Below are 21427 nucleotides of genomic sequence, written 5' to 3'. Positions count from 1 at the left end.
ACCGGCTTTTAATTATTGGTACTTCTACGCATAAAAAAAGAGCTGCAACATCGTTCGTTACAGCCCTCTCTAGGAGTTACTCATGAATGGTTTATTGTATGTTTTGTACAAGTTTGTTTAGAACTACGTAATCTAGTTTTAAACGCATGGGCTGATGCTCTAGGGTTCTCAGCTTGGCTGATCGCAGAAATGACAGCAACACCATCTGCTCCGGCAACCATCACTTCATGCATATTGGAAACATCGATTCCACCGATTCCAACGATGGGTATGTCAATACCATAATCCCGAATCATACGAATGACACTTGGTCCCTGGACTTCTTGAATGTCCGCTTTCGTTTTCGTCATGAACATCGGTCCTACGCCAATGTAGTCTGCACCAGCTTGAACAGCGAGTCTTGCTTCTTCCACATTATGAGTAGATACCCCTAACCACTTTGAACCAATTCTTCGACGTACTTCTTCAATTGAACCATCATCTTGCCCGATATGTACCCCGTCGGCATCAACATCTAATGCGAGTTGGACATCATCATTTACAATAAACGGGATACCTGCACCGTGACAAAGGTTCATCAAGTCAGTTGCAAGCGCATGTCTCGCATCACCTTTAAGGCACCCTTCTCCTTTTTCTCGATATTGAAAGAGTGTTATGCCTCCCTCAATCGCTTCTTTTACAATGTCAGTAGCTGGCCGAGGACAGTTCGTGCTCCCCATCACCAAATAAAGCTTCAATGCTTCGTTCACATTCATCGGATTGAAAGCCCTGCCATCCGGAATGCCCAGTGATTGGTCGGTCCGTGTCCTGATCCGATTTCTAAATGCTCATCGATTGCTGCTGTGATGAATTTCTTCGCCATTCGTACAGCGTCATCAAGCGTACGTCCTTTTGCAATTTCTGCAGTTAGGACAGCAGCAAATGTACATCCTGTTCCATGCGTATTGTTCGTTCTTTTTCTAGGGCTTTTATATTCGAAAAATTGCTCGCCATCATATAGAAGGTCTAAGACGACATCTTGATCGTTTGAATGGCCACCTTTAATGACAACGTTCGCAGCCCCCATCGCATATAGCTTTTTGGCAGCGAGCATACGATCATCTGTCGTTTCAATTTTCATGTCAGTAAGTACTTCTGCTTCTGGAATATTGGGTGTAATCACATAAGCAAGTGGCATCAATTTCGTTTTTACCGCATGAATGGCGTCATCTTGTAAAAGTGAAGCTCCACCTTTTGCAATCATTACGGGATCAACAATCAATTTAATCCAAGCATTCTTCTCAACGAATTCGGCGACTTTTTCAATAATTTCAGCACTGTATAACATGCCTGTTTTCACCGAATCGGGTTGGAGATCCGCCGCGATCGAATGCAATTGTTCCTCTACCGCTTCAACAGTCATCGGATAAACAGCCTGTACACCGAGGGTATTTTGAGCGGTAACAGCGGTAATAACCGACATCCCGTACACTTCGAGCTCTTGAAACGTCTTTAAATCGGCCTGAATACCAGCACCGCCACCACTATCCGAACCAGCAATCGTTAAAGATTTGTAGATCATGGTCTTCCATCTCCTTTATCCTAGATATCGATGGTACATCGTTTTTGCTTCCGAAATGTCTTTCGTACCATGAATCAAAGCTCGACCATCTCTGAACAAGACCATCCTCTTTTCGCCAATCGTAAAGGAGAGAAGAAACGGATTACGTTCAACCTCTCCGCCTTGCGTAGATAACCGATCCGCTACTTCCTCAAGGTTCCAGTCTCGTCGTTCTGGTGGTCTAATTTGCACCGTGTCTCTTCCACATAAGACTGCCGTTTTCATCTGATTTTCAAAGGACAAATTGGGATACGTCGGATTTTCACCACATGACAAACACGATTCCTTCTTCGCCTTCGTGACATTAATTGCAGTGTGCTGATTGCTCCAAAGGTCGAATGATACTAACTTCTTTCTTAGTGCCGACCAATCCTCCACTAAAATTTTCAACGCCTCTGCTGCTTGGTACGCAACGACCATCTGAACAGTCGGACTAATGATGCCAGCCGTGTCACACGTCAAACCACCGATCGGAACACTTTCAAGTAAGCAATTCAGACAAGGTGTCTCCCCTGGAAAAATCGTAAAACTAATGCCATAACTGCTGACACAAGCCCCGTAGATCCAGGGAATCTCATGCTTTTGAGAAATATCGTTGATCATCATCCTTGTGTCGAAGTTATCTGTTGCATCAAGAATGAGGTCGACACCTTCAATTATTCGCTCTAATTCTTGAGGTGTTGCATCAAGAATGAGTGCTTCAATTTCTACATCTGAATTGATGTCTTCCAATCGATTTTTCGCAGCCATAGCTTTCGGAATTCGATTGTTTGCATCTTTTTCAGTATAAAGTTGTTGGCGCTGTAAATTACTCGACTCGACATAGTCTCGGTCAATCACTGTCAGTTTACCAATTCCAGCGCGAACGAGCACTTCTGCATTGCCAGTTCCAAGCGCCCCAGCTCCTATTAGAAGTACGTGCTTCTCCCTAATTTTCTGTTGTCCATCTATACCAATAGGTGCAAATAACGTTTGTCTTGAATAACGGTCGTTCAACCTATGCTCATTCCCTCCATTGGACTGCTTGCTGTTGCAAAACGTTTCTTCGGAATCCTCCCCGCTTCAAAGCCAAGTCTTCCAGCTTCAATTCCGAGCTTCATCGCTTCAGCCATTTTCACTGGATTTTCAGCAGCCGAGACGGCAGTATTGAGTAAAACCCCGTCCGCACCTAATTCCATCGCAAGTGCAGCATCGGCTGGAGAACCAATTCCCGCATCTACAATGACCGGTACATGAGATTGCTCGATAATAAAGCTCAAGTTAAGCGGATTGATGATGCCTTGACCAGAACCGATTGGTGAAGCGCCAGGCATGATCGCATGTGCCCCTAATTCTTCTAATTTTCTGGCAAGAACGACATCATCTGATGTATACGGAAGTACTGTAAAGCCTTCCTTTAAGAGCTCTTCAGTCGCTTTTAACGTTTCAACTGGATCCGGTAACAACGTTTTGTCACAGCCAATTACTTCTACCTTTACCATATCACAAAGACCCGATGCTTTAGCGAGCTTAGCATGACGAACCGCTTCCTTCGCCGTTTTCGCTCCAGCCGTATTTGGGAGCAGTGAATACTTCTCTAGATTTAGTTTTTCTAGAAAGTTCGGTTGGCTCGGTTCGAAGATGTTCATACGTCTTACTGTGAACGTCAGTATTTCTGCTCCTGACACTTCTACTGCTTCCTTTTGCACATCAAAGTTTGGGTACTTTCCGGTTCCTAATAGTAATCTCGACTCAAATGTAAAGTTACCGATTTTCAACATATCATCCGCCTCCTACAAATTGTACGATTTCAATCGTATCTCCATCCTTCACTTTCGTTTCAGGATGGGCACCTTTTTCAAGAATCTCTTCGTTATGCTCAATCATGACGACACGCTCGCCTAATTGAAAATGTTCAATTAAGTCTGTCACACATCGAACCGTTTCCGGTACCGATACTTGCTCACCATTTATACGTAATTTCATGAAAGATCAACTCCCGTTTTTCGATTGATTTGGAATGCTGATTTCCACTCAGAATCCATTTCTACTCCATCTATTAAATCTGCAATGACCTTACCTGTAATAGGCGCGAGCAGAATCCCATTGCGGTAATGTCCTGTTGCAATGTAGAGCCCTTTCTTACCCTGATGCTCTCCGAGGTAAGGGACACCATCCATCGTTTGTGGACGAATACCAGCCCACGCACTATCCCACTCAGCCCTCTTCAGTTCAGGAATAATATGCATTGCACATTCCATCAATTTCGCTATCCCTTCAAGTGTCACCGTTTCATCAAACGTGTCCGCCTTTTCAGTAGCACCAATAATCAGTCTGTTATCAGCCTTCGGAACGATATAACAGCCGTCTGAAAAAATAGTTCCATTTACAACCCGCGTGGTCGTTTTTACTGACATACACTCGCCTTTTACAGGGTACGTTTCAAGCGTTACTGCCGCTTCTTTCAAAAGAGCTTCACTCCAAGCACCACCAGCGACAATCACGTTATCTGCGTAAAATTGTCTAACAGCTGTTTTGACACCGACGACTCTGCCGTCTTTTTCAAGCAGTTGTTCGACACCCGTATGCTCAAGGATTTCCGCGCCAAGAGCGACTGCAGATGTAGCAAGCGCTGTCGTGAGTGCTGGTGCTGAAACTTGACCGTCATTCGGCATATACATCGCACCGAATGTTAGGAGGGAGAGTGCTGGTTCTTGATCGCGAAGTTCAGTAGGCGTCACCCAGTATGCCTCTTCTCCTAATTCATTTTGAATCCGAATCAATCGTTGAAGCTTTGACACTTCTCGCTCTGCCGTAGCCACCTTATAAATACCGTTTTGCTGAAGCTCAATATCTATGCCACTTAATTGCTTCAAATCTTCAGCCAGATCGGGGAACATCAATCGGCTTGCTTTGGCTAGTCGAAATAACGGGCTATTGTCCTCAAGCTCCGTTTGCGCGCCGAGCATGCCCGCCGCTGCACTAGATGCTTTTCCAGCGACCTGCCCCTTTTCTAACACAAGTACTTTGTTTCCTCGTTTGGATAGGTTGTATGCGATCGAACTTCCAATCACGCCTGCGCCAACTATAATTGCATCAAAGCTCTGCTCCATACTGCACCTCCTCAATACGATTTCGATATTCTTTTACATCAGCCAAAGGATCGTCGGCTTGTAAAATTCCTGACATGACTGCTATGCCGCTAGCACCTGCTCGAAAGACGTGTGGAGAATGATGAGGCGTTATTCCACCAATGCCAATGACAGGAATGTTCACTTGTTCCGTTAGCTGTTTGAGCTGCGAAACGCCCCTCGGAAAAAGGTCTGGTTTGGATGCTGTATGAAATAGATGTCCGAACAAGAGATAATCTGCTCCTTGTTTTTCAGCAATGATTGCCTCGTCTACGGAATGAACGGATTTCCCGATTCTTAAATTAGGGAAGTTCTTTTTAACATGATGGACGCTTAAACTGTGGTACGCGAGCTGAACGCCATAAACATCTGTCACTTCAGCCACATCAACGCGGTCGTTAATAATGATTTTTCTAAGTGGCACCCCTTTGCCAATTAACGTTTCAACGATTTCAGCTACCTCTAAAGCCGTTCTCGATTTTTCACGAATATGAATGAAGTCGACGTATTCATGAATGATGCGCGTTATCTCTGAAAATTCTTCTTTTGTTTGTTTACCTGTAGATATGACATGGATGGTCGGTTTCAACAACTCTTCTCACCTCCCTAGTAAACTCAACTTTCGTAGCGAACATCCTCGACCGGAAACATCGGCCACACTTCCGCTGTGTAATAGGATAAGAGGATCATTGCAACTAATAGGAATACGAAGACGCCATCGTTCGTCGAAAAACCGATTCGATAATAATAGGTCCGCTTTCCTTCACCTGTGAACCTTTTCGCCTCCATCGCTACGGCAATGCGATGTGCTCTACGAATACTCTGAGACAATAAAGGAATTGAATACGATTTCAGTTTAAAGAATAACGACCGAAAACCACGCTGTTGCTGGACCCCTCTTACCTTCATCGCATTCCGGATTGTGAAGAACTCCTCAATCATTATCGGAATTAACCGCATTCCGGCCATAAAGCTATAAGCATATTTAGGGTTCAACTTCGCTTGTTGCATTAACGAGTAGAAGAGATTGACAGGTCTTGTTGTCAGTGTGAACGTCAAACCGAGTGTCGCGAAAATAAGTGCTCTAAACCCGAGATGAATGCCTCGATAAAAACTCTCCTCCGTTATGTGAATGAGCGCCCATTTCAACCAAGTCGTCTCCCCTTTTCCGAAAAAGATCATGGATGACGCCGTTGATATAAAAACAACGAAAAAAGGAATAAGAATAAATGCGAGCCTTTTCTTCGGATGACCGGAAAAGAACCAAAATAATATGAACGAACCAACCGTCAAATAGACCAACCAGTTCAACTGATGAATGAACAGAACGAAAATAAACATACCAATCATGAGGAAGAGTTTAAGCGTCGGATTAATTTTATGAAGCCAGGTTTCCGCGTATTGAAAATCTAGATTCATAGTAAACACTCCAATACTTCCTCTTGTTCATTTGACCTGACCACTTGATCATCTACTAACTTTCCATTTTCAATAGTCCAAACGCGTGTTGCAAAGTGATCGACAATGTTGTTGTCATGCGTCACCATCAGAATCGTTGCTCCGTCTTGCTGAAGGCCATGTAACATTTCTAGTAAAGCGAACGTGTTCTTAGAGTCCTGTCCGAAGGTCGGCTCATCTAACAAGAGGACTTGCTGATCGCGTATGATGGATGCTGCGACGGATAACCGTCGTTTTTGACCTATAGAAAGCTGATATGGGTGGTGCTTGTCGAGCGATGAAAGATGAAAACGCGCGAGCAACGCCTCCACTCTCGTTTCCAGTTCCTGTTCAGGACGATTTTGCAGCCGCAAACTATAAGCCACTTCGTCATACACGGAATTCGTCACGAATTGAAATTCTGGATTTTGAAAGACGAACGTCAACGCTTCAGGAAGTTTCTTCACTTTTTTACTGAAGAGCTCGTAAGTTCCTGAAGTCTTAATGAACTTCATGAGTGCGTAAAGAAGGGTTGATTTCCCTGCTCCATTTTCACCCGTAATCGCAATCCATTCGCCTCTTTTTACGATAGTGTTCTCAACCTCGATTTTCGTTTCTTTTTGCCGGTACCCTTTGAATTGCTCAAGATGAAGAATCTCTTCATCTTGAGGGTTTACTTTTTCAGGTGAATGATAGTCGTTCCAAACACCTGGGTACCAAATCCCTTGCGTTCTCATCGTTTCCTTGTGAAGAGTGAGAACTTGTTCTTTCGGACCATCCGCAATCATCTCTCCTTTTTCGTCAAAGAGAATGATTCTGTCGATGAGGTCAATCACATGCTCCAGCTTGTGCTCAACGACGATAAGCGTCTTGTCTGCGCTGACCTTTTTTACCGTATTCCAGATGCTTGCCGTTCCTTCTTGGTCGAGTAACGCTGTCGGCTCATCGAGAAACAAGACGTCTGGCTCCAGTGCTAACACTGACGCGATTGCGAGACGTTGCTTCATCCCACCAGACAATGTGTGGATGTTTTGATGGATGTCATCAAACTCAAGCCCTACACTCGTTAAAAGCTGTCTAATTTGGGGACGCATTTCCTCACGAGGTATTTGCAGGTTTTCAAGTACAAAGGCTATTTCCTCATCAGCATACGGCATACAAAATTGTGAATCTGGGTCTTGGAAAACATATCCCCAAGACTCCGGTAGTTTGATAGATTCAGCTTTCATCGGTACCTCTACGGAATTTGGAATAATCCCTGAGAGAACTTGAAGGAATGTCGATTTTCCACACCCAGAGGGACCGAGCAACAATACCTTTTCCCCCTCATTTATTTGAAGCGAGAGGTCTTTGAAAAGTAGCTCCTGATCACCTGGAAACTTAAGGCGCAATTTCTCTAACTTAAGCATCGTCACTCACCCCGCTTATTGATTTAACGCTTCGTAATCCTCTTTGGAAGCTGGTCTCACTAGGTTCGTCACCCCAGTTTTTTCGAGTGCTTTTACGAGTAGATAAGCTGCCACACCAGCAATTAAGATGGATCCGATGATTCTAAATCCTAGGAATAACGATAAATTCCAAAGCGCTAAGTCCTCGATGTAACCTTTATAGTAATCCATGATGATTGATCCGATCGCTGAACCGACGGCCGCTAAACTGACGACCAGCACATCCGCACGTTTATAACGGAATGCTGCGAAAACGAGTTCTGCAAAAAGTCCTTGAACGACTCCGAACAATAGCACTTCCAATCCCCATTCAGAACCGACGAGGAATTCCCCTGATGCTGCTGCCACTTCTGCTAGGAAAGCAACACCAGGCTTCCTGATAATTAGGAATGCCACTGTTGCGGCCATAAACCACATTCCATAAATGAGCTGATCAGCGTGGAGTCCGAACGGTTTTACAAAATAATAAAGCGGCCCCCAAAGTTTATACACAATCCCAAACACAATAGCGATGACGATCGTCACGAGAATATCTGTTAGCTTCAGTCCTTTATTCATGATTATTCTCCTTTACCAATTGGAAGTTGCGCCTCAATATCGACTGGCCACTTTTCTAACGTGTACGCCATATCCCAGAATTCAAATTCATATTGACTGCTTATAATAAAGTGCTCTTTCATTCGTTCACGGTCTGCTTCGGTCACCGTTTCGGCGATTTCATCGAGACGGTTGATCTGCTCCTCAACCAATGTGCGGAACCACTCACCACCATAAGCTGCTATCCACTCTTGGTAGATCGGTTCTTCTGGCTTGAAGCCCTTCATTTGCTCGCCAATTTCGTAGTACAACCAGTAACACGGTAAAATGGCAGCGATAATGTCACCGAGATGTCCATTGTGAGCAGCACGGTACATATGGGACGTGTACGCATAAGCTGTCGGAGCAGGCTTGAAGCTTGCTCGTTCCTCATCCGTTATACCGAGCAGTTTTGAAAATTGTTCATGAAGTGAAAGCTCAGCTTCATATGTGCCTTGGGCGTGAGACGCCATGCAAGCGGTCGTCTTCATGTCTTGAGACTTTGCGGCTCCGAGTGCCTGGACTTTTGCAAAATGAGATAAGTAATACGCATCCTGTAGTACGTAATAACGGAAATTTTCAAGTGGTAATGACCCACCTGCAATTCCAGTTACGAATGGATGCTTGAAGCTAGCCTCCCAGATTGGGTCTGCTACTTTCCTAACGTACTGTGAAAAAGACATATGAAACCTCTCCTTTTATCCAGACGACCCACTATTACCGAAAGACGCAATCACTCTGACTAGCTTGATGGTCACTCGAAGAACACCGAGGAGGCAACAAGTTATCTGAAGTGATCCAAGGAGCTAGAAAAAGCTTCTAGCAAATAAAAAACCACTTTCCATATTCAGGAAAGTGGTTGTAAGTTTGTTCGGCATAAGTCGGTATGTAACTTCTAACCACCACTTCCCTACGCTGGTATCAACCAGATCAGGTTCCAAGGGTCTTAAAGCTATACTCTAATCTCAGCCTTTATGAGAAGGCACCCCTAGTGGATCGTCTATTAAATTATTTTTCGATGTAATCGTACCACGTATATTTAGTTTGTCAAATTAATAATGTGAAAATCGCTCATTAGAGCGATTTTTTCCGAATTGATTTTGGTTGAATCGGTCGGGAAATTCAGATATGAACGATAAACGAATTATATGCACGATAATTTTGATATTTGCACGATAAACAGAATTTATGCACGATAATTTTGATATTTGCACGATAAATTGATTTTATGCACAAAAAAAGATCCACTCAGCTTCTGAGCAGATCTTCTTATTTCACGAGTGAATTTTTGAATGCGTAGATCACTGCTTGCGTCCGATCTTGCACTTCGAGCTTCTCCAATATGTTGCTGACATGTGTTTTCACCGTTTTCAGTGCAATGACGAGCTGATCCGCGATTTCCTGATTCGTTTTTCCTTCAGTCATGAGCATCAACACTTCAATTTCGCGGTTCGTTAACTCTTCATGAGGAGGACGCGCATTCCCACGCCGCATTTTCGTCATCATTTTCCCTGTAACTTCGGGTTCCAAAACCATCTCACCATTATGTGTTGCGCGAACGGCATCCGCTATCTCACTTGCTTTCGACGTCTTCAACATGTAACTCGTTGCGCCACTTTCAAGCGCTGGATACACTTTTTCATCGTCTAGAAAGCTTGTCACGATTATGATCTTCGCTTCTGGCCATTGATCGACGATCCTTTTCGTCGCTTCAATTCCATCCATTTCTTTCATGACGAGATCCATCAAGATCACATCAGGGCGCAACTCCAGCACTAAATCGACTGCTTCTGCACCATCGCTTGCTTCTCCAACGACTTCGATATCCTTCTGGTTGGATAAATAAGACGATACACCGATCCGCACCATTTCGTGATCATCAGCAAATACGACCCTAATCATTGCCTTCCTCCTCCTCTCGAATAAGTGGTATGCGCACTTCTAGACGCGTTCCTTTTTTTGGTACACTTACAATCTTCATCGTGCCACCAAGCTCCAATGCCCTTTCATGCATATTTTGCAATCCGTAAGATCCAGTCTTACTTGATTCAATGTCAAATCCGACACCATCGTCCACTACGCGTAGCAAAACCGTCCCATCGCGCTCAATACAAAGCACTTCAAGCGAATCCGCTTTCGCGTGTCGGAGCGTATTCGAAATCGACTCTTGTAAAATTCGGAACAAATGATCTTCTACACCCTTTTTTAGGGGAATCGATTCAATTTTCCACTGGATTTCAAGCGGCACTTTTTGCACGAGTTCGGTCAACAATTCCTTAATGCCTTCTTCAAGGGTTTTCCCTTTCAAAGCGACAGGTCTTAAATGTAAAAGCAAGGCGCGCATCTCAAGCTGGGATTGATGAATCATTTCCTCAATCAAATTCAATTGCTTACGCTCGTTCTCACTTTTTCCCGTTTCGGATTCATTGACTGCTGACATTAGCATAGACGCTGCAAACAGCTGCTGACTCACTGAATCATGTAGTTCACGTGCAAGGCGGTTCCGTTCTTCACTCACGACTTTTTGAATACGCTTCTCTTGATCTTCAGCACGTTCATTGGCTAATTTTTGCGATAAACGGGTTTGTTCTGAAACATGTTGCTGTACTTTATCAAGTTGCTTCCACATCACATTAATCTCTTGTGTGCTCGATTGCTGTTCTTCCACCAGGCGACCTTGTCCCATTTGTGTCAAAGCCGCCGTCAGAGCCTCTAGTTGCTTCCGCAAATAATATCCAGAGCTAAATCCGAATACTAATCCGACTAAAATACTGAGTCCAGGTGCGAATAAAATAAACGGTAAATCAAAGATCTTTCTTGTCCAAAAAAGGGACCAGTCTCCGATTGGAAATACAAGAATAAACACACTCAACAGAACGATGAACAGTGTGAAAGAGAGAGTAAAGCCTAACACGACTTGGCGCTGGATGATGCTCATGATCGTTTCACCTCAAGATCTCCGACGATCATCGAGGTGATGATCTTCACTTTTTGCTGGGCACGATCATAACCCTCTGTCTGAAAGGATACCGTTTGATTCACCATCTTTGGCTCGTTGTATCCGAGCACGCTTCCGGTTCCAGCAATCACGGAATGACTCACACTAACGTCCATTTCGTAAGGCACAAGAATCTTCACATTCCCTATGAAACTACGAATGACAATGACCGATTCGCCTTTTGGTAGTACGGTATTAGCTAAATCAATAACCGTATCGCCTATCCCACATTGAATATTTACATCCTGCCACTCATATACCTGATCCGACGTCGTCTGTCTTCCGTAAATGGTATTCTTCAAAAATGGTGTACGCTTTATCGTTGGACCGTCGCTCGCAACCGTTGGGTTTTCATGGATCACTGGTTCAATATAGGACGGTGCTTGCTTAGACTGTGCAAACCGAATCGCTGCGTAAATTAATACAGCGAAAAGTAGAAATTTAAATGCGAGTGTATTCAGGAGTGTAATCGAAAAACAAATCAATCCACCCCAAAATAGCAGCTTGCCGATTTTCGAAGCGTACTTCTTTCGACCAACGTAAATGGCTCCTGCGGCTAATGCCAGTAAGAAAAGTGGACCTGTTCCATGAAAGGAGATCTCAAGTAATAGCAAAACGATTCCGATGATCATCAACCAGCTCATTTGGTCTGTTTTTGTCCAATTCATTAGTCAGGCCCCCTTCCCATCTATATCTATGTGTAAAAAAGCGAGATGATTGAAAAGGCGTAGCAGTACCACGCCTTTCTTATTAGCATACCATTATTCATTTAAACTGTAGTAGAATTTTCCTGATTATTTAATTCTTTTTCAAGCTGGGCAATTCGAGCATCAATCGTGTGCCTGTGATAGCCTGTATTCACTTGATGCTCTAGGCGGTCAAGGTATCTCTCCATTTCATCAAACTTTGAAAATGATTTGCTCTTTGGCTCGTCTGATGCCAGCACTTTGTCCATGCGGTGATTTGCTCGCGTCATGTTTTCGCGTCCCATGATCTCCATGCGCTTAATGTACATGTCCTTCAGCTTATGCTTCATACCCTCATATTTTTGCTCAAGCTCTTCGAGGTGCTTTTCCGCTTGGTCTTTCGAAGCCTTCAGTCGCTCAGCTCTCGCACTGTACTGCTGGTATTCTTGTAAAGCAAATTGGTGTAGCTCCTCTTCACCAGCCTTGGAGGCAATCTCCGCCTGATGCTTTCTCTTTTCCGTGAGCTCAGCCGCTTTTACATACTCGCGTGTAAATTCTTCACTTAGTAGATACTGCCGTTCAACGAGCTTACGGACCTTCTCGACTTCCTTTTCACAATCCCGCAAATACTGGTTCAATAGCGCAATTGGATTTTTTCGTTCCTTTTCATCTAACATTTCATGAAAGTCAGCTTCGACCGTGTTTTTGATTCGTTTAAAAAGTTTCGCCATCGTTTCATTCTCTCCTTTTATTAGTTTCGGTTTAATTCCGCCCATTCGCGTTCAAAGTTTGTAAATGGGTCCTCATCTTCAGGTGGTGGTGATTGTACGTTGTCTTCTTTCTTCCATTCCTTGTACACGATATATAAAATGTACAGGGCAGCGAGTCCTAAGATGGCAGGTACGTTGGAAGCCGCAACACATAATGCTATGAATCCTACTACCGCCCAGAGTACTTTCTTGGATGTTTGATCTGTTTTGGTGAATTGTTTGACTGAGTAGTATAGGACGACAAGGCTGATCGCAAGCCCGATCATAGGACCGAGATTTGCGAATGCGATGATTGCAGCGACTGCTCCTAGGATAAAGAGTCCAATCTTTTTCATCGTTTCTGTTCCCTCCTTCTTTTCTTGTTTCTATCGTACCTCGGTTACTGTTTAGGTATAAGGAGCCTCAGCTTTAACTTTCACTAAGACTTGAGGCGTAGTGTGGCATCCGTTTTAGGAAGGGTTGGACAAAAAGGTGGAGTACAAAACAAAAAAACACCCACCACATTGCGTGGTGAGTGCGAAAGACTCGTGTTTTACTTTTATTTAAATGATTTGACGCCTAGATAATGATCCTGCCAATAATCGATGCTTAAATCAGACACTTCTACTCCATCAGACCCAGCATGAATCATCTTATCGTCGCCAATGTAAATACCACTGTGGGAAGCACCTTCTGTATCATATGTGCCTTCGAAAAAGACAACATCCCCGACTTCTGGTGAATCTACTGTTTCACCATCGTATTTCCACATGTCATCTTCAACTCGGTGGAGATCAACTCCTGCTTCTCCAAATACGTATTGGATGAAGCCGCTGCTATCAAAGCCTTCTGGGGTTGTCCCTCCCCATACATATGGTGTTCCAATTACACTTTCAGCTATTTCAACAACGTCAGATTCTGAAGCTTGGTCATCTGATTCGTTGGTAGTGTCTTCAAGTTCAACTGAATTTGAAGATGATGCGGAAGATAAAGCTTCTATTGTTTCAGGACCTGCTACGCCGTCTGTCGTCAGACCTTTTTCGGCTTGGAAATCCTCTACTGAATCCTCTGTAATCGGTCCATAAATGCCATCAAGGTTATATGTATAATAACCTAGCGCTTCTAATTCAGTCTGAAGATCTTCTACTGCTTCACTCCGATCTCCATTTTCTAGAACCGTTGTTTCTTCTACATCTTTGCTAGTATCCTTTTGTTCGGTAGGCATTGAGTCAGCATTCGCCAGCACACCGCTACTTAAAACGGGGGATAGCGCCATAGTCGTGACTAAAGCCGATGAAATCACATATTTTCTTGCAGACGATCTTGATGTAAACATTGAATTCCTCCTTGATGAATCTTTGTTTATTAATCGTGCTGAATCGGTTTGAGAAAAACTGAGTTCTTCAAACCAATTCCAAGTCTATCAGAGGAACACTGTAAAGAGGTTGCTGTGGCATTAAGAGGATATATTAATCTGTTTACACTGAAAAATCCCCGCAACAGTAAGCATTTTAGTGTTTATTTTCATTTTAAGAATATAAAAAGCACCCACCACATTGCGGGATGAGTGCTTCGTTTGTCATATATATGGTTGATCCTGATAAAAATAGTTGGGTTTGACAATTTTGTTCTTGTAAGGTTTATGAAAAATATGGGTTGTAGCTGGAGAAACGGGTGGAATGAGCCAAACCCAGTTACCTGTCACGTTTCTACCGCTCGATTGTTCTTTCTCTTCAAACTTCTTGAATTGTTGTGCGGCAGTATGGTGATCAACGATACTCACGCCATCTGCCTTGAACGAATGGAGCACGGCTACATTCAACTCAACCAATGCACGATCTTTCCAAAGCGTAATGTTCGTACTCACATCCAAATCCAATATGGAAGCGACCTTTGGCAACAAATCATATCGATCTTGATCTGCGAGATTTCGTGCTCCAATTTCCGTCCCCATATACCAACCGTTAAATGGTGCTGCCACATACTCGATGCCACCAATCTCAAGCTTCATATCGGAGATCATCGGGACGCCGTACCACTTCACATTCAAATCTTCAAAAGCTGGGTACTGTGGATGGCGAATGTGGACCTCGAGCACTTTGTCCCTAGGAATCTCAAACCATTGAGGCTCATCCTCCCCGGTCTGCACAACGAGAGGCAAGACATCAAAATGTGTCCCTTCACCTTGCCAACCAAGCTCTATACATTTTTTCGTAAATTCAATGGATGCTGGATCACCGATGAAACCATGTTCCGTCTCATAACCTGCATAGCGTAAGAGTTGATGATTCCATACCCGAACTTGATCGGCACCATTTTTACGAGGTTTGAAAATCGTAATTGTTGAACGGATTTTCCCGCCGTTTGTCGCATAATCGATATGTTCAAGTAGCGCGTCTCTCACATCAACGGCAGTCTCCACATCGCGTGCATCGATGACTTTCAAGCTTTCCCAGAATAGCCTACCAATGCATTTATTACTATTCCGCCAAGCAACTCGAGCTCCGTATTCTAGCTCTTCATATGTATGTTCATAATGACCGCTCAACTCAATCTCGGTCATCACTTTATCTATTCGTTCATCGATTTCCCCTTCAGGTTTCCCGAGCTCTGTATAACAATTCGTGATGAATTCTACTGCTTCTTGCTTCAAATGTATGTTCAAGTCATTAACCTCCATAAAAGCTTCACACTAACTATACCATCCCTTAATCACACTTATGAAATACTTGAACCGGGTTTCCATGATATACTATGTCCAGAAACTATTGTATGCAGAAAGGTGTTAATCAATATGAACGGGCAAAACCGCACAAACATAAAACCTGGAATTGAAGTCGATATCGTCCTTAAGCAGAATCAACGGACCGGAAAGCTTACGAGAGGTACGGTAAAAGACATCCTTACTAAATCAAGCTCACATCCACATGGTATCAAAGTACGTCTTCAAGACGGTCAAGTCGGTCGCGTAAAAGAGATCATCAACACAGAAGAAAGCTGACCAATTGGTCAGCTTTCTTGGTTACTTTTTATGAAATAAGTACAATCCGAATCCGAGTGTGTCTCGTCCCCACCGTAGATACGTATTGCGCCATTTGCTAATTCGATCACTCATCCAATCAACATCGCTGTCATCTTCGTTTTCAAGACAATACTTTTCGATGGATGATGAATACAACCATTCATAAGCATCCCATTCATCCTCGTTCGTAACAGATGCCCACATTGGCACTAATCCGAGATCTTCTCCGACTTGTATGTTTCCTGCATGGGTATAGAGCTCTTCTTCCTTTGCGCCAAGTGCGTCCAAGTATGCTGCATGAGGTGTTTTCTTCCAATAGCCTTCTCCAACGAGAATGGATCCACCAGGCTTAACTGCGGCATACATTTGCTCCAAGGTGGATTGATAATCACCAATTGCATGTGTCGCTCCTATACAAATCGCTACATCAAATGCTTCATCGTATTGATGGATCACCTTTTTGGCATCATCATTTAATATCGTCAATCTTCCGGTATCAATACGAGGCCATGCTATTTCACGCGCCTCTTTAATAAATGCTTCTTCAATTTCAATTGCTGTTCCAAACAATTCATGTTTTTCTATGATATCGATCAAGATCCCACATTTTCCAGCACCGATATCGAGTACTTCAGCATCTTTCTTAAAAGGGATCCGCTCTAGTACCTTCAATAATTTTTCCTGACTAACTGGATTACAAATTTGATGGTTTTGATGCGCAATCACTGAAAACTTGTTCTCCACAAGCTTCTCCCCTTTCCACTACTTTTCGTCGACGAGTTCACCTGCGTAGAACGTCTTTTTCTCTAGTGTAAGGTCAAGCTTATTCACAATTCGCTTCAATACTTTCTCCTCACCAGGTGTGACGAGTGATACAATTGTTCCGCTTGCTCCAGCTCGCCCTGTGCGCCCCGCTCTATGAAGATACTGATCCTCATCCTCAGCTGTATCCACTTGGATCACATGGGTCAATCCTTTAATATCAAGACCTCTTGCGGCAACATCCGTTGCAAGCAATAAGTTCGACTTCCCGTCACGAAATTGTTGCAAGGCGTTTTGGCGTTCAATCTTCTTCATTTCACTATGCAATACATCCACTGGAATGCGGTTGTACTCAAGCTTCTCAGTCATAACCGATAGTTCTCCGATGTCCTTACCGAAAGCGAGACCTTTCATGTTTTTCAATCTTGACAGCTTTTCAAGGTTTTTCACTTTATCTCGGCGATCACATACGACATACACGTGATCGACTTTACCGTTCTTTTGCGGTGTACGATTGACCTTCAACACTTGAGGATCTTTCATGAAACTACGTCCGACTTCCTCTGTCTTTGGTGGTAATGTTGCAGAAAACAACAACACTTGCCGCTCACTTAAGGTCGATTTGATGATCGACTGGATCGTCTTGTTATGCTCGGGAACGAGAAGTTGATCACCTTCATCCAGTACGATCGTCTTCACTTCATGCATTTTCAGCTTCTTCGTCTTAATCAATTCTTCTACACGACCAGGCGTCCCAATAATAATTTGCGGATGTTTCTTCTTGAGCTTTTCAATTTGGCGCTTCACGTTTGCGCCACCGATCATCGATGCACCTGAAATTCCGCTACCTTCTGCCCACTTCTGTACCTCTTCAAAGATTTGCATGACTAACTCGCGAGAAGAAGCCATGATCAAAGCTTGAGGATCTTTTTGGTTAGGGTCTATTTTTTCTAGAATCGGTAGCAAATATGCGAGTGTTTTTCCTGTTCCGGTAGGTGATTCAGCAATGACATCGCCACCATCCAAAATTTCCGGGATTGCATCTGTTTGTATTTTAGTAGGTTCTTTAAATTGAGATTTTTCCCATGCCTTTTGTAAAAAAGGATTGGTTATATTCAATGTTTCTAATGTATTTGACATTTTCATTTCTCCTCTACTGAAAGGGATTGTTCCAGTTCTATTCTAGGCAGTTTGCCAAGTTCACATACAAACCGCTTCATTACTAGCCTACACCATGTCTCTCTTTATGGATAGGGTCACAGTTCATAGAGGATAAAAAAGGTACATAACAAAGGTGAACTAAGTTTTTACAAGAAGTAATAACGGGTACAGGAATACTAAAAGGAGGGGTAAAGGAATGAATATCGTTGTATTAGGTGCAGGTGCGCTTGGGGCTTATTTTGGAGCAAGGTGTGAGGAAGCAGGTCATCCTGTGCAATTCCTCGTAAGATATAATCGTGCCGAACAGTTAAGGAAGAACGGCTTGAAAATTCAAAGCCCTAATGGAGATTATCAAGTATCAAACCTGAATATCGTCGAAGACACAAAAGACATTGAGCAAGCGGATGTTGTCATCCTTGCGGTAAAAGGATATCACTTGAATGAAGAATTGCTGTCGAATTTGAAAGCACTCGTCCAGAAAGGGGCTCGTGTACTTCCACTCTTGAACGGAATCGAGCATATTCAGTTTTTACAAGATGAACTAGGTGAAGAGAACGTACTAGGAGGGTTGTCCTACATCATTTCAACCTTAGATGACAACGGTCATGTCATTCATTCAAGCGCTCAACATGATTTAATATTCGGTCCACTCCATCCCTCTCAGACGGAACTGTGTAATGAACTTGAAACGGTATTCGACCAAGCTAACATGGCTGGTGTATTAAGCAGCAATATTCTACTCGGTTTGTGGAATAAATATATGGTCATTACCGCTTTTTCTGGTGTAACAACAGCCGGCGATTTAACGCTCGGTACAATCAGAGAAACATCGAATACGATGCGGTTAGCAGAAGAGGTCTTGCATGAAGTTAAACTCCTCGCCATTGCGAAAGGGGTTAATTTGAATAACGATCACATTGAAAAAGCGAAGGAATTACTAAGTGGATTTCCAAGTGAGGCGACGTCTTCTATGCATCAAGACCGTAGGAAAGGCATGCAAATTGAGGCCGATCATCTGCTTGGCGGGGCCTTGCGATTAGCTGCACAAGAAGGTTTAAAGCTCCCGCATATCGAAACGTTATATGCACTCGTAAAACCATATGAATTGAAGATGCAATGATCAGACCATATGATTCGGAAATCTAGAAATGGTGTCGACACAAAAGTTTTTAAAGGTATATGACTCTCCTTCCCGAATTCTATTCATTAAGTATTTAATAGGGTATAGGGGGGATGTTACGTGAAGATTACGATGAATGAAGTTTTTAAGAAGGAAAAGAGTATTCATGTTTTGTATGCTTATTCTGGTAGAGAAAATTACATCAAGCAAGTTGTCAATTTTATTCAAGAAGGAATTCGTGCTGGAGACTACGTCATTTTAATTGAAAATGATCCAGTCTATCGAATGGTTGAACAAGAATTAAAGCAAAAGCTACCGAAAGAACACATGCAATTTGTCCATCGTGTAAACAGTTTTGATTTCTATTTCTCAAGCGGAAGTTACCATCCACCAGCGATTGTTGAATATTTCAATCAAGTGATACAGCCATACTTAGATAATAATACTTCATTTCGAGCATGGGCTCACGTAGAATGGGCAAGTGTTGATGAACCTCTGCACATTATTGAAGATCTTGAAAGAACTGTAGACGACGCCGTAAAACACCTATCGTTCCCGTTAACTTGTGCTTATGAAAGTGATCGAATGCCAGACTTCCTCAAAAAGATTTTGATGGAAACACATCCATATATTCTAATGGAAGATGATTTTATTCCATCCAAACAATACAAACAGAGAATTGATACGAATTAAAAGAAAAGAACCTTCTCAAATTTGCGAGAAGGTTCTTTTACTTTTATTCAGGTTGAATCGTCTCTTTCTTTCGTTTCTCCGTGTATTCTTTAGCAAGCTTGACTGTCTTCGAAATGACCTTTTGAACATCAATGCCTTTTTTCCTTAGGTTCTCGATATGAATGTCTGTACTCGTCATGCCTCTCAAACACTCCAATCATTTTAGAAGATTTTTAGCCGTCCAGTTTGTATCTCTAATGTTTGTATACCCCAAAAGCAAACGGTTAACCCTGTAATTCTAAGATTCTTGAAACTCTTTTACTGCATACGTATGAAACGTTGAAAAAGTTGCATGCTTTTCTATAAGTTTTTTTCAGTAGTTAATGGGCGTTGAAGAAGAAGTTTATAGGTTCAGCACAAGAGCAACTAAAGTCCAGTCTTCGGCACGCCTCGACTTTACTACGTTTTCTTTATCTTAATTTTATCACAAATATGAGGGCATTGTGCTTGAACTTTTTATGTACAATTCTATTTTTATTCTTATATATTTCGTTCGATTTTACTATTTTGTGGCATTCATGTATTTAATAAATTTATTTTCGGGTATGTAAATAGAAAAATATTTTTGAACGATAATGGAAGGAGTAATTTTGTGGATCTTTTTACATGGTTAGAAACTTGGGTTGGTCATATTTCAAATTTTTTATGGACATACATTTTGGCTGCGTTACTTATTTCAGCCGGCATATTCCTTACAATCAGACTTAGATTCTTTCAATTTCGCTTTTTCGGACATGTCTTGAATCAAACAATCGGACAGATTTTCAAGAAAAGAAAGCACGAAGGTACAATTACTCCATTCCAAGCCTTCACCTCAGCTCTGGCTTCAACAGCTGGTGCAACAAACATCGTAGGTGTTCCTGTTGCTATAGCCTTAGGAGGTCCGGGTGCTTTATTTTGGATGTGGCTTGTTGCATTGATCGGAATGGCAACCAAATACTCTGAAATTATGCTTGGCGTAAAGTATAGGGAGAAAAGTAAAAATGGGACATGGGTCGGAGGACCACAATATTATATCAAGAAAGCACTTGGTTGGGATAAGGTAGCTGCAGCATTTGCGTTCTTCCTAATGATTGAAGCCATCCCTAGTTTAATGGTTCAGTCTAACTCAATTACAACACAAGTCGAAGGCGCTTTTGGCTGGCCTACTGAAATCACGGGCATCATCATGTGCGTACTCGTCGCTCTCGTTGTCTTTGGCGGTATTAAAAGAATTGCAAAAGTAACAGACAAGCTTGTCCCATTCATGGTACTTACATACTTAACTGGTGCTTTAGTTGTTATTTTTATAAATGTTGATGCACTTCCAAATGTATTTGGCTTAATCTTTTCATCTGCATTTACACCTATTTCCGCAACGGGGGGATTTGCCGGTGCAGGCCTAGCACAAGCTCTACGATGGGGAATTGCACGCGGCCTTTACTCAAACGAAGCTGGATTAGGAACTGCACCTATCACACATGCTGCTGCCCAGACTGATCATCCAGCAAGACAAGGACTATGGGGTATCTTCAGCGTATTCGTTGATACAATCGTCATCTGTACTGTGTCGGGTCTTGCCGTCTTGGTAACGGGCACTTGGACTGAAGTTGAACCAAGCAATGCTTCAAATATGATCGGAACTGCGTTTGGAACTGTGATGGGTGATTCTGTAGGAGGTAGCTTTATTGCAATCTTTCTATTATTCTTCGTCATTACTACAGTAGGCGTCCTGATCTTCTTTGGTGAAAAACAGGCTGAATATTTATTTGGGCTGAAATTTTCAAAATGGATGAGATTCATCTATATTGGAGCAATCTATGTCGGCGCAATAGGCGGCTTACAGTTCGTCTGGCAGTTCCTTGATCTGTTACTCGCATTTGTACTCGTCTGCAACGTCATCCCTCTACTATTCTTACACAAAGAAATACGGGCGATGACCGACGATTACATTGAGCGAATCTATCGCAATAAAGAAGGAAAGTCATCTATCGAACTATTCTCCGATCAGGATGTAGGTTGAAATGATAGAGTCTGCTAGAAAGCA

General features: G+C 42.8%; 25 protein-coding genes and 1 riboswitch. Of the genes, 4 read left to right on the top strand and 21 right to left on the bottom strand.

Translation table 11 applies throughout. From position 1 onward, the window contains the following. Window positions 1-80 precede the first annotated feature (80 nt). The 18 genes from thiE to L2716_RS15950 all read right to left on the bottom strand — a co-directional run bounded on the left by thiE (window position 81) and on the right by L2716_RS15950 (window position 15284). Window positions 81-755, bottom strand: coding sequence for a thiamine phosphate synthase (thiE, locus tag L2716_RS16035; RefSeq protein ID WP_236338013.1), 675 nt, complete (start codon window positions 753-755; stop codon window positions 81-83). Beyond that, the gene (thiD, locus tag L2716_RS16030) at window positions 752-1561 is read right to left on the bottom strand and encodes a bifunctional hydroxymethylpyrimidine kinase/phosphomethylpyrimidine kinase (protein WP_236338012.1); all 810 of its coding nucleotides are present in this window, start codon (window positions 1559-1561) and stop codon (window positions 752-754) included. The genes thiE and thiD overlap by 4 nt, the downstream gene beginning before the upstream one ends. Before the next feature lie 15 nt (window positions 1562-1576). Then, complete coding sequence (locus tag L2716_RS16025) at window positions 1577-2596, bottom strand: thiazole biosynthesis adenylyltransferase ThiF (RefSeq protein ID WP_236338011.1); 1020 nt, start codon at window positions 2594-2596, stop codon at window positions 1577-1579. Then, window positions 2593-3360 (bottom strand): thiazole synthase, encoded by a 768-nt coding sequence (locus L2716_RS16020; protein WP_236338010.1) that lies wholly within the window; start codon window positions 3358-3360, stop codon window positions 2593-2595. Before L2716_RS16020 ends, L2716_RS16025 begins: the two co-directional genes overlap by 4 nt. Before the next feature lies 1 nt (window position 3361). Continuing rightward, the gene (gene thiS / locus L2716_RS16015; RefSeq protein ID WP_236338009.1) at window positions 3362-3565 is read right to left on the bottom strand and encodes a sulfur carrier protein ThiS; all 204 of its coding nucleotides are present in this window, start codon (window positions 3563-3565) and stop codon (window positions 3362-3364) included. Next, the gene (gene thiO, locus L2716_RS16010; protein ID WP_236338008.1) at window positions 3562-4692 is read right to left on the bottom strand and encodes a glycine oxidase ThiO; all 1131 of its coding nucleotides are present in this window, start codon (window positions 4690-4692) and stop codon (window positions 3562-3564) included. The genes thiS and thiO overlap by 4 nt, the downstream gene beginning before the upstream one ends. Next, on the bottom strand, window positions 4676-5299 hold the full coding sequence (gene tenI / locus L2716_RS16005) for a thiazole tautomerase TenI (RefSeq protein ID WP_236338104.1): 624 nt from the start codon (window positions 5297-5299) through the stop codon (window positions 4676-4678). Before tenI ends, thiO begins: the two co-directional genes overlap by 17 nt. Before the next feature lie 26 nt (window positions 5300-5325). After that, window positions 5326-6129: an energy-coupling factor transporter transmembrane component T family protein gene (locus L2716_RS16000; protein ID WP_236338007.1), complete on the bottom strand. Its 804-nt coding sequence runs from the start codon at window positions 6127-6129 to the stop codon at window positions 5326-5328. Next, window positions 6126-7556: an ABC transporter ATP-binding protein gene (locus L2716_RS15995; RefSeq protein WP_236338006.1), complete on the bottom strand. Its 1431-nt coding sequence runs from the start codon at window positions 7554-7556 to the stop codon at window positions 6126-6128. Before L2716_RS15995 ends, L2716_RS16000 begins: the two co-directional genes overlap by 4 nt. A gap of 15 nt (window positions 7557-7571) precedes the next feature. Beyond that, complete coding sequence (locus L2716_RS15990) at window positions 7572-8153, bottom strand: ECF transporter S component (protein WP_236338005.1); 582 nt, start codon at window positions 8151-8153, stop codon at window positions 7572-7574. 2 nt (window positions 8154-8155) lie between these two features. After that, window positions 8156-8854 carry a thiaminase II gene (tenA, locus tag L2716_RS15985; protein WP_236338004.1) on the bottom strand — a complete coding sequence of 233 codons (699 nt, stop codon included), beginning with the start codon at window positions 8852-8854 and terminating at the stop codon, window positions 8156-8158. 207 nt (window positions 8855-9061) lie between these two features. Next, window positions 9062-9171, bottom strand: a riboswitch (TPP riboswitch). A 269-nt stretch (window positions 9172-9440) separates the two neighbouring features. Beyond that, complete coding sequence (locus tag L2716_RS15980) at window positions 9441-10073, bottom strand: response regulator transcription factor (RefSeq protein WP_236338003.1); 633 nt, start codon at window positions 10071-10073, stop codon at window positions 9441-9443. Continuing rightward, a complete protein-coding gene (locus L2716_RS15975) occupies window positions 10066-11109 on the bottom strand; it encodes a sensor histidine kinase (RefSeq protein WP_236338002.1) in 1044 nt (347 codons plus the stop codon). Before L2716_RS15975 ends, L2716_RS15980 begins: the two co-directional genes overlap by 8 nt. Then, the gene (gene liaF / locus L2716_RS15970; RefSeq protein WP_236338001.1) at window positions 11106-11837 is read right to left on the bottom strand and encodes a cell wall-active antibiotics response protein LiaF; all 732 of its coding nucleotides are present in this window, start codon (window positions 11835-11837) and stop codon (window positions 11106-11108) included. Before liaF ends, L2716_RS15975 begins: the two co-directional genes overlap by 4 nt. Window positions 11838-11938: 101 nt before the next feature. Continuing rightward, a complete protein-coding gene (locus L2716_RS15965) occupies window positions 11939-12586 on the bottom strand; it encodes a PspA/IM30 family protein (RefSeq protein ID WP_236338000.1) in 648 nt (215 codons plus the stop codon). Between the two features lie 20 nt (window positions 12587-12606). After that, complete coding sequence (locus tag L2716_RS15960) at window positions 12607-12960, bottom strand: lmo0954 family membrane protein (RefSeq protein WP_236337999.1); 354 nt, start codon at window positions 12958-12960, stop codon at window positions 12607-12609. A 203-nt stretch (window positions 12961-13163) separates the two neighbouring features. Next, window positions 13164-13940: a C40 family peptidase gene (locus L2716_RS15955; RefSeq protein ID WP_236337998.1), complete on the bottom strand. Its 777-nt coding sequence runs from the start codon at window positions 13938-13940 to the stop codon at window positions 13164-13166. A gap of 243 nt (window positions 13941-14183) precedes the next feature. Beyond that, window positions 14184-15284, bottom strand: a complete 1101-nt coding sequence (locus L2716_RS15950; protein WP_236337997.1) for a nitric oxide synthase oxygenase — start codon at window positions 15282-15284, stop codon at window positions 14184-14186. Window positions 15285-15398: 114 nt separating this feature from the next. Between L2716_RS15950 and L2716_RS15945 the strand changes: the two genes are divergently transcribed. Continuing rightward, entirely contained in the window at window positions 15399-15605 is a 207-nt protein-coding gene (locus L2716_RS15945) for a YwbE family protein (RefSeq protein WP_236337996.1), read from the top strand. Between the two features lie 21 nt (window positions 15606-15626). Here L2716_RS15945 and L2716_RS15940 read toward each other — a convergent pair whose 3' ends face one another. Both L2716_RS15940 and L2716_RS15935 read right to left on the bottom strand, forming a co-directional pair. Beyond that, window positions 15627-16370 (bottom strand): SAM-dependent methyltransferase, encoded by a 744-nt coding sequence (locus L2716_RS15940; protein ID WP_236337995.1) that lies wholly within the window; start codon window positions 16368-16370, stop codon window positions 15627-15629. 18 nt (window positions 16371-16388) lie between these two features. Next, the gene (locus L2716_RS15935) at window positions 16389-17528 is read right to left on the bottom strand and encodes a DEAD/DEAH box helicase (RefSeq protein ID WP_236337994.1); all 1140 of its coding nucleotides are present in this window, start codon (window positions 17526-17528) and stop codon (window positions 16389-16391) included. 217 nt (window positions 17529-17745) lie between these two features. Here L2716_RS15935 and L2716_RS15930 point away from each other — a divergent pair, with 217 nt between their 5' ends. Both L2716_RS15930 and L2716_RS15925 read left to right on the top strand, forming a co-directional pair. Continuing rightward, on the top strand, window positions 17746-18669 hold the full coding sequence (locus L2716_RS15930) for a ketopantoate reductase family protein (RefSeq protein WP_236337993.1): 924 nt from the start codon (window positions 17746-17748) through the stop codon (window positions 18667-18669). 120 nt (window positions 18670-18789) lie between these two features. Then, window positions 18790-19362, top strand: a complete 573-nt coding sequence (locus L2716_RS15925; RefSeq protein WP_236337992.1) for an MEDS domain-containing protein — start codon at window positions 18790-18792, stop codon at window positions 19360-19362. Window positions 19363-19405: 43 nt separating this feature from the next. Here the strand turns inward: L2716_RS15925 and L2716_RS18370 are convergent, their stop codons facing one another. Next, window positions 19406-19540: a hypothetical protein gene (locus tag L2716_RS18370; RefSeq protein WP_268964080.1), complete on the bottom strand. Its 135-nt coding sequence runs from the start codon at window positions 19538-19540 to the stop codon at window positions 19406-19408. Window positions 19541-19993: 453 nt separating this feature from the next. On the opposite strand from L2716_RS18370, the gene L2716_RS15920 reads away from it, so the two are divergent. Continuing rightward, window positions 19994-21403: an alanine/glycine:cation symporter family protein gene (locus L2716_RS15920; protein ID WP_236337991.1), complete on the top strand. Its 1410-nt coding sequence runs from the start codon at window positions 19994-19996 to the stop codon at window positions 21401-21403. Window positions 21404-21427: the final 24 nt, after the last annotated feature.

The sequence above is a fragment of the Pseudalkalibacillus berkeleyi genome (genome assembly GCF_021608225.1).
GTDB classification, from domain to species: Bacteria; Bacillota; Bacilli; order Bacillales; family Fictibacillaceae; genus Pseudalkalibacillus; species Pseudalkalibacillus berkeleyi.
This window is presented reverse-complemented; position numbering and strand designations above follow the sequence as displayed.

What these genes read in the sequence shown, in the direction of transcription:
- thiS (WP_236338009.1), bottom strand. Translation starts at nt 3,565, where the DNA reads ATGAAATTACGTATAAATGGTGAGCAAGTATCGGTACCGGAAACGGTT.
- L2716_RS15965 (WP_236338000.1), bottom strand. Translation starts at nt 12,586, where the DNA reads ATGGCGAAACTTTTTAAACGAATCAAAAACACGGTCGAAGCTGACTTT.
- thiO (WP_236338008.1), bottom strand. Translation starts at nt 4,692, where the DNA reads ATGGAGCAGAGCTTTGATGCAATTATAGTTGGCGCAGGCGTGATTGGA.
- L2716_RS15945 (WP_236337996.1), top strand. Translation starts at nt 15,399, where the DNA reads ATGAACGGGCAAAACCGCACAAACATAAAACCTGGAATTGAAGTCGAT.
- L2716_RS15955 (WP_236337998.1), bottom strand. Translation starts at nt 13,940, where the DNA reads ATGTTTACATCAAGATCGTCTGCAAGAAAATATGTGATTTCATCGGCT.
- tenA (WP_236338004.1), bottom strand. Translation starts at nt 8,854, where the DNA reads ATGTCTTTTTCACAGTACGTTAGGAAAGTAGCAGACCCAATCTGGGAG.
- L2716_RS16020 (WP_236338010.1), bottom strand. Translation starts at nt 3,360, where the DNA reads ATGTTGAAAATCGGTAACTTTACATTTGAGTCGAGATTACTATTAGGA.
- L2716_RS15990 (WP_236338005.1), bottom strand. Translation starts at nt 8,153, where the DNA reads ATGAATAAAGGACTGAAGCTAACAGATATTCTCGTGACGATCGTCATC.
- L2716_RS15950 (WP_236337997.1), bottom strand. Translation starts at nt 15,284, where the DNA reads ATGGAGGTTAATGACTTGAACATACATTTGAAGCAAGAAGCAGTAGAA.
- L2716_RS15995 (WP_236338006.1), bottom strand. Translation starts at nt 7,556, where the DNA reads ATGCTTAAGTTAGAGAAATTGCGCCTTAAGTTTCCAGGTGATCAGGAG.
- thiD (WP_236338012.1), bottom strand. Translation starts at nt 1,561, where the DNA reads ATGATCTACAAATCTTTAACGATTGCTGGTTCGGATAGTGGTGGCGGT.
- L2716_RS15930 (WP_236337993.1), top strand. Translation starts at nt 17,746, where the DNA reads ATGAATATCGTTGTATTAGGTGCAGGTGCGCTTGGGGCTTATTTTGGA.
- L2716_RS15960 (WP_236337999.1), bottom strand. Translation starts at nt 12,960, where the DNA reads ATGAAAAAGATTGGACTCTTTATCCTAGGAGCAGTCGCTGCAATCATC.
- L2716_RS18370 (WP_268964080.1), bottom strand. Translation starts at nt 19,540, where the DNA reads ATGACGAGTACAGACATTCATATCGAGAACCTAAGGAAAAAAGGCATT.
- thiE (WP_236338013.1), bottom strand. Translation starts at nt 755, where the DNA reads ATGAATGTGAACGAAGCATTGAAGCTTTATTTGGTGATGGGGAGCACG.
- liaF (WP_236338001.1), bottom strand. Translation starts at nt 11,837, where the DNA reads ATGAATTGGACAAAAACAGACCAAATGAGCTGGTTGATGATCATCGGA.
- L2716_RS16000 (WP_236338007.1), bottom strand. Translation starts at nt 6,129, where the DNA reads ATGAATCTAGATTTTCAATACGCGGAAACCTGGCTTCATAAAATTAAT.
- L2716_RS15980 (WP_236338003.1), bottom strand. Translation starts at nt 10,073, where the DNA reads ATGATTAGGGTCGTATTTGCTGATGATCACGAAATGGTGCGGATCGGT.
- L2716_RS15975 (WP_236338002.1), bottom strand. Translation starts at nt 11,109, where the DNA reads ATGAGCATCATCCAGCGCCAAGTCGTGTTAGGCTTTACTCTCTCTTTC.
- L2716_RS15935 (WP_236337994.1), bottom strand. Translation starts at nt 17,528, where the DNA reads ATGTCAAATACATTAGAAACATTGAATATAACCAATCCTTTTTTACAA.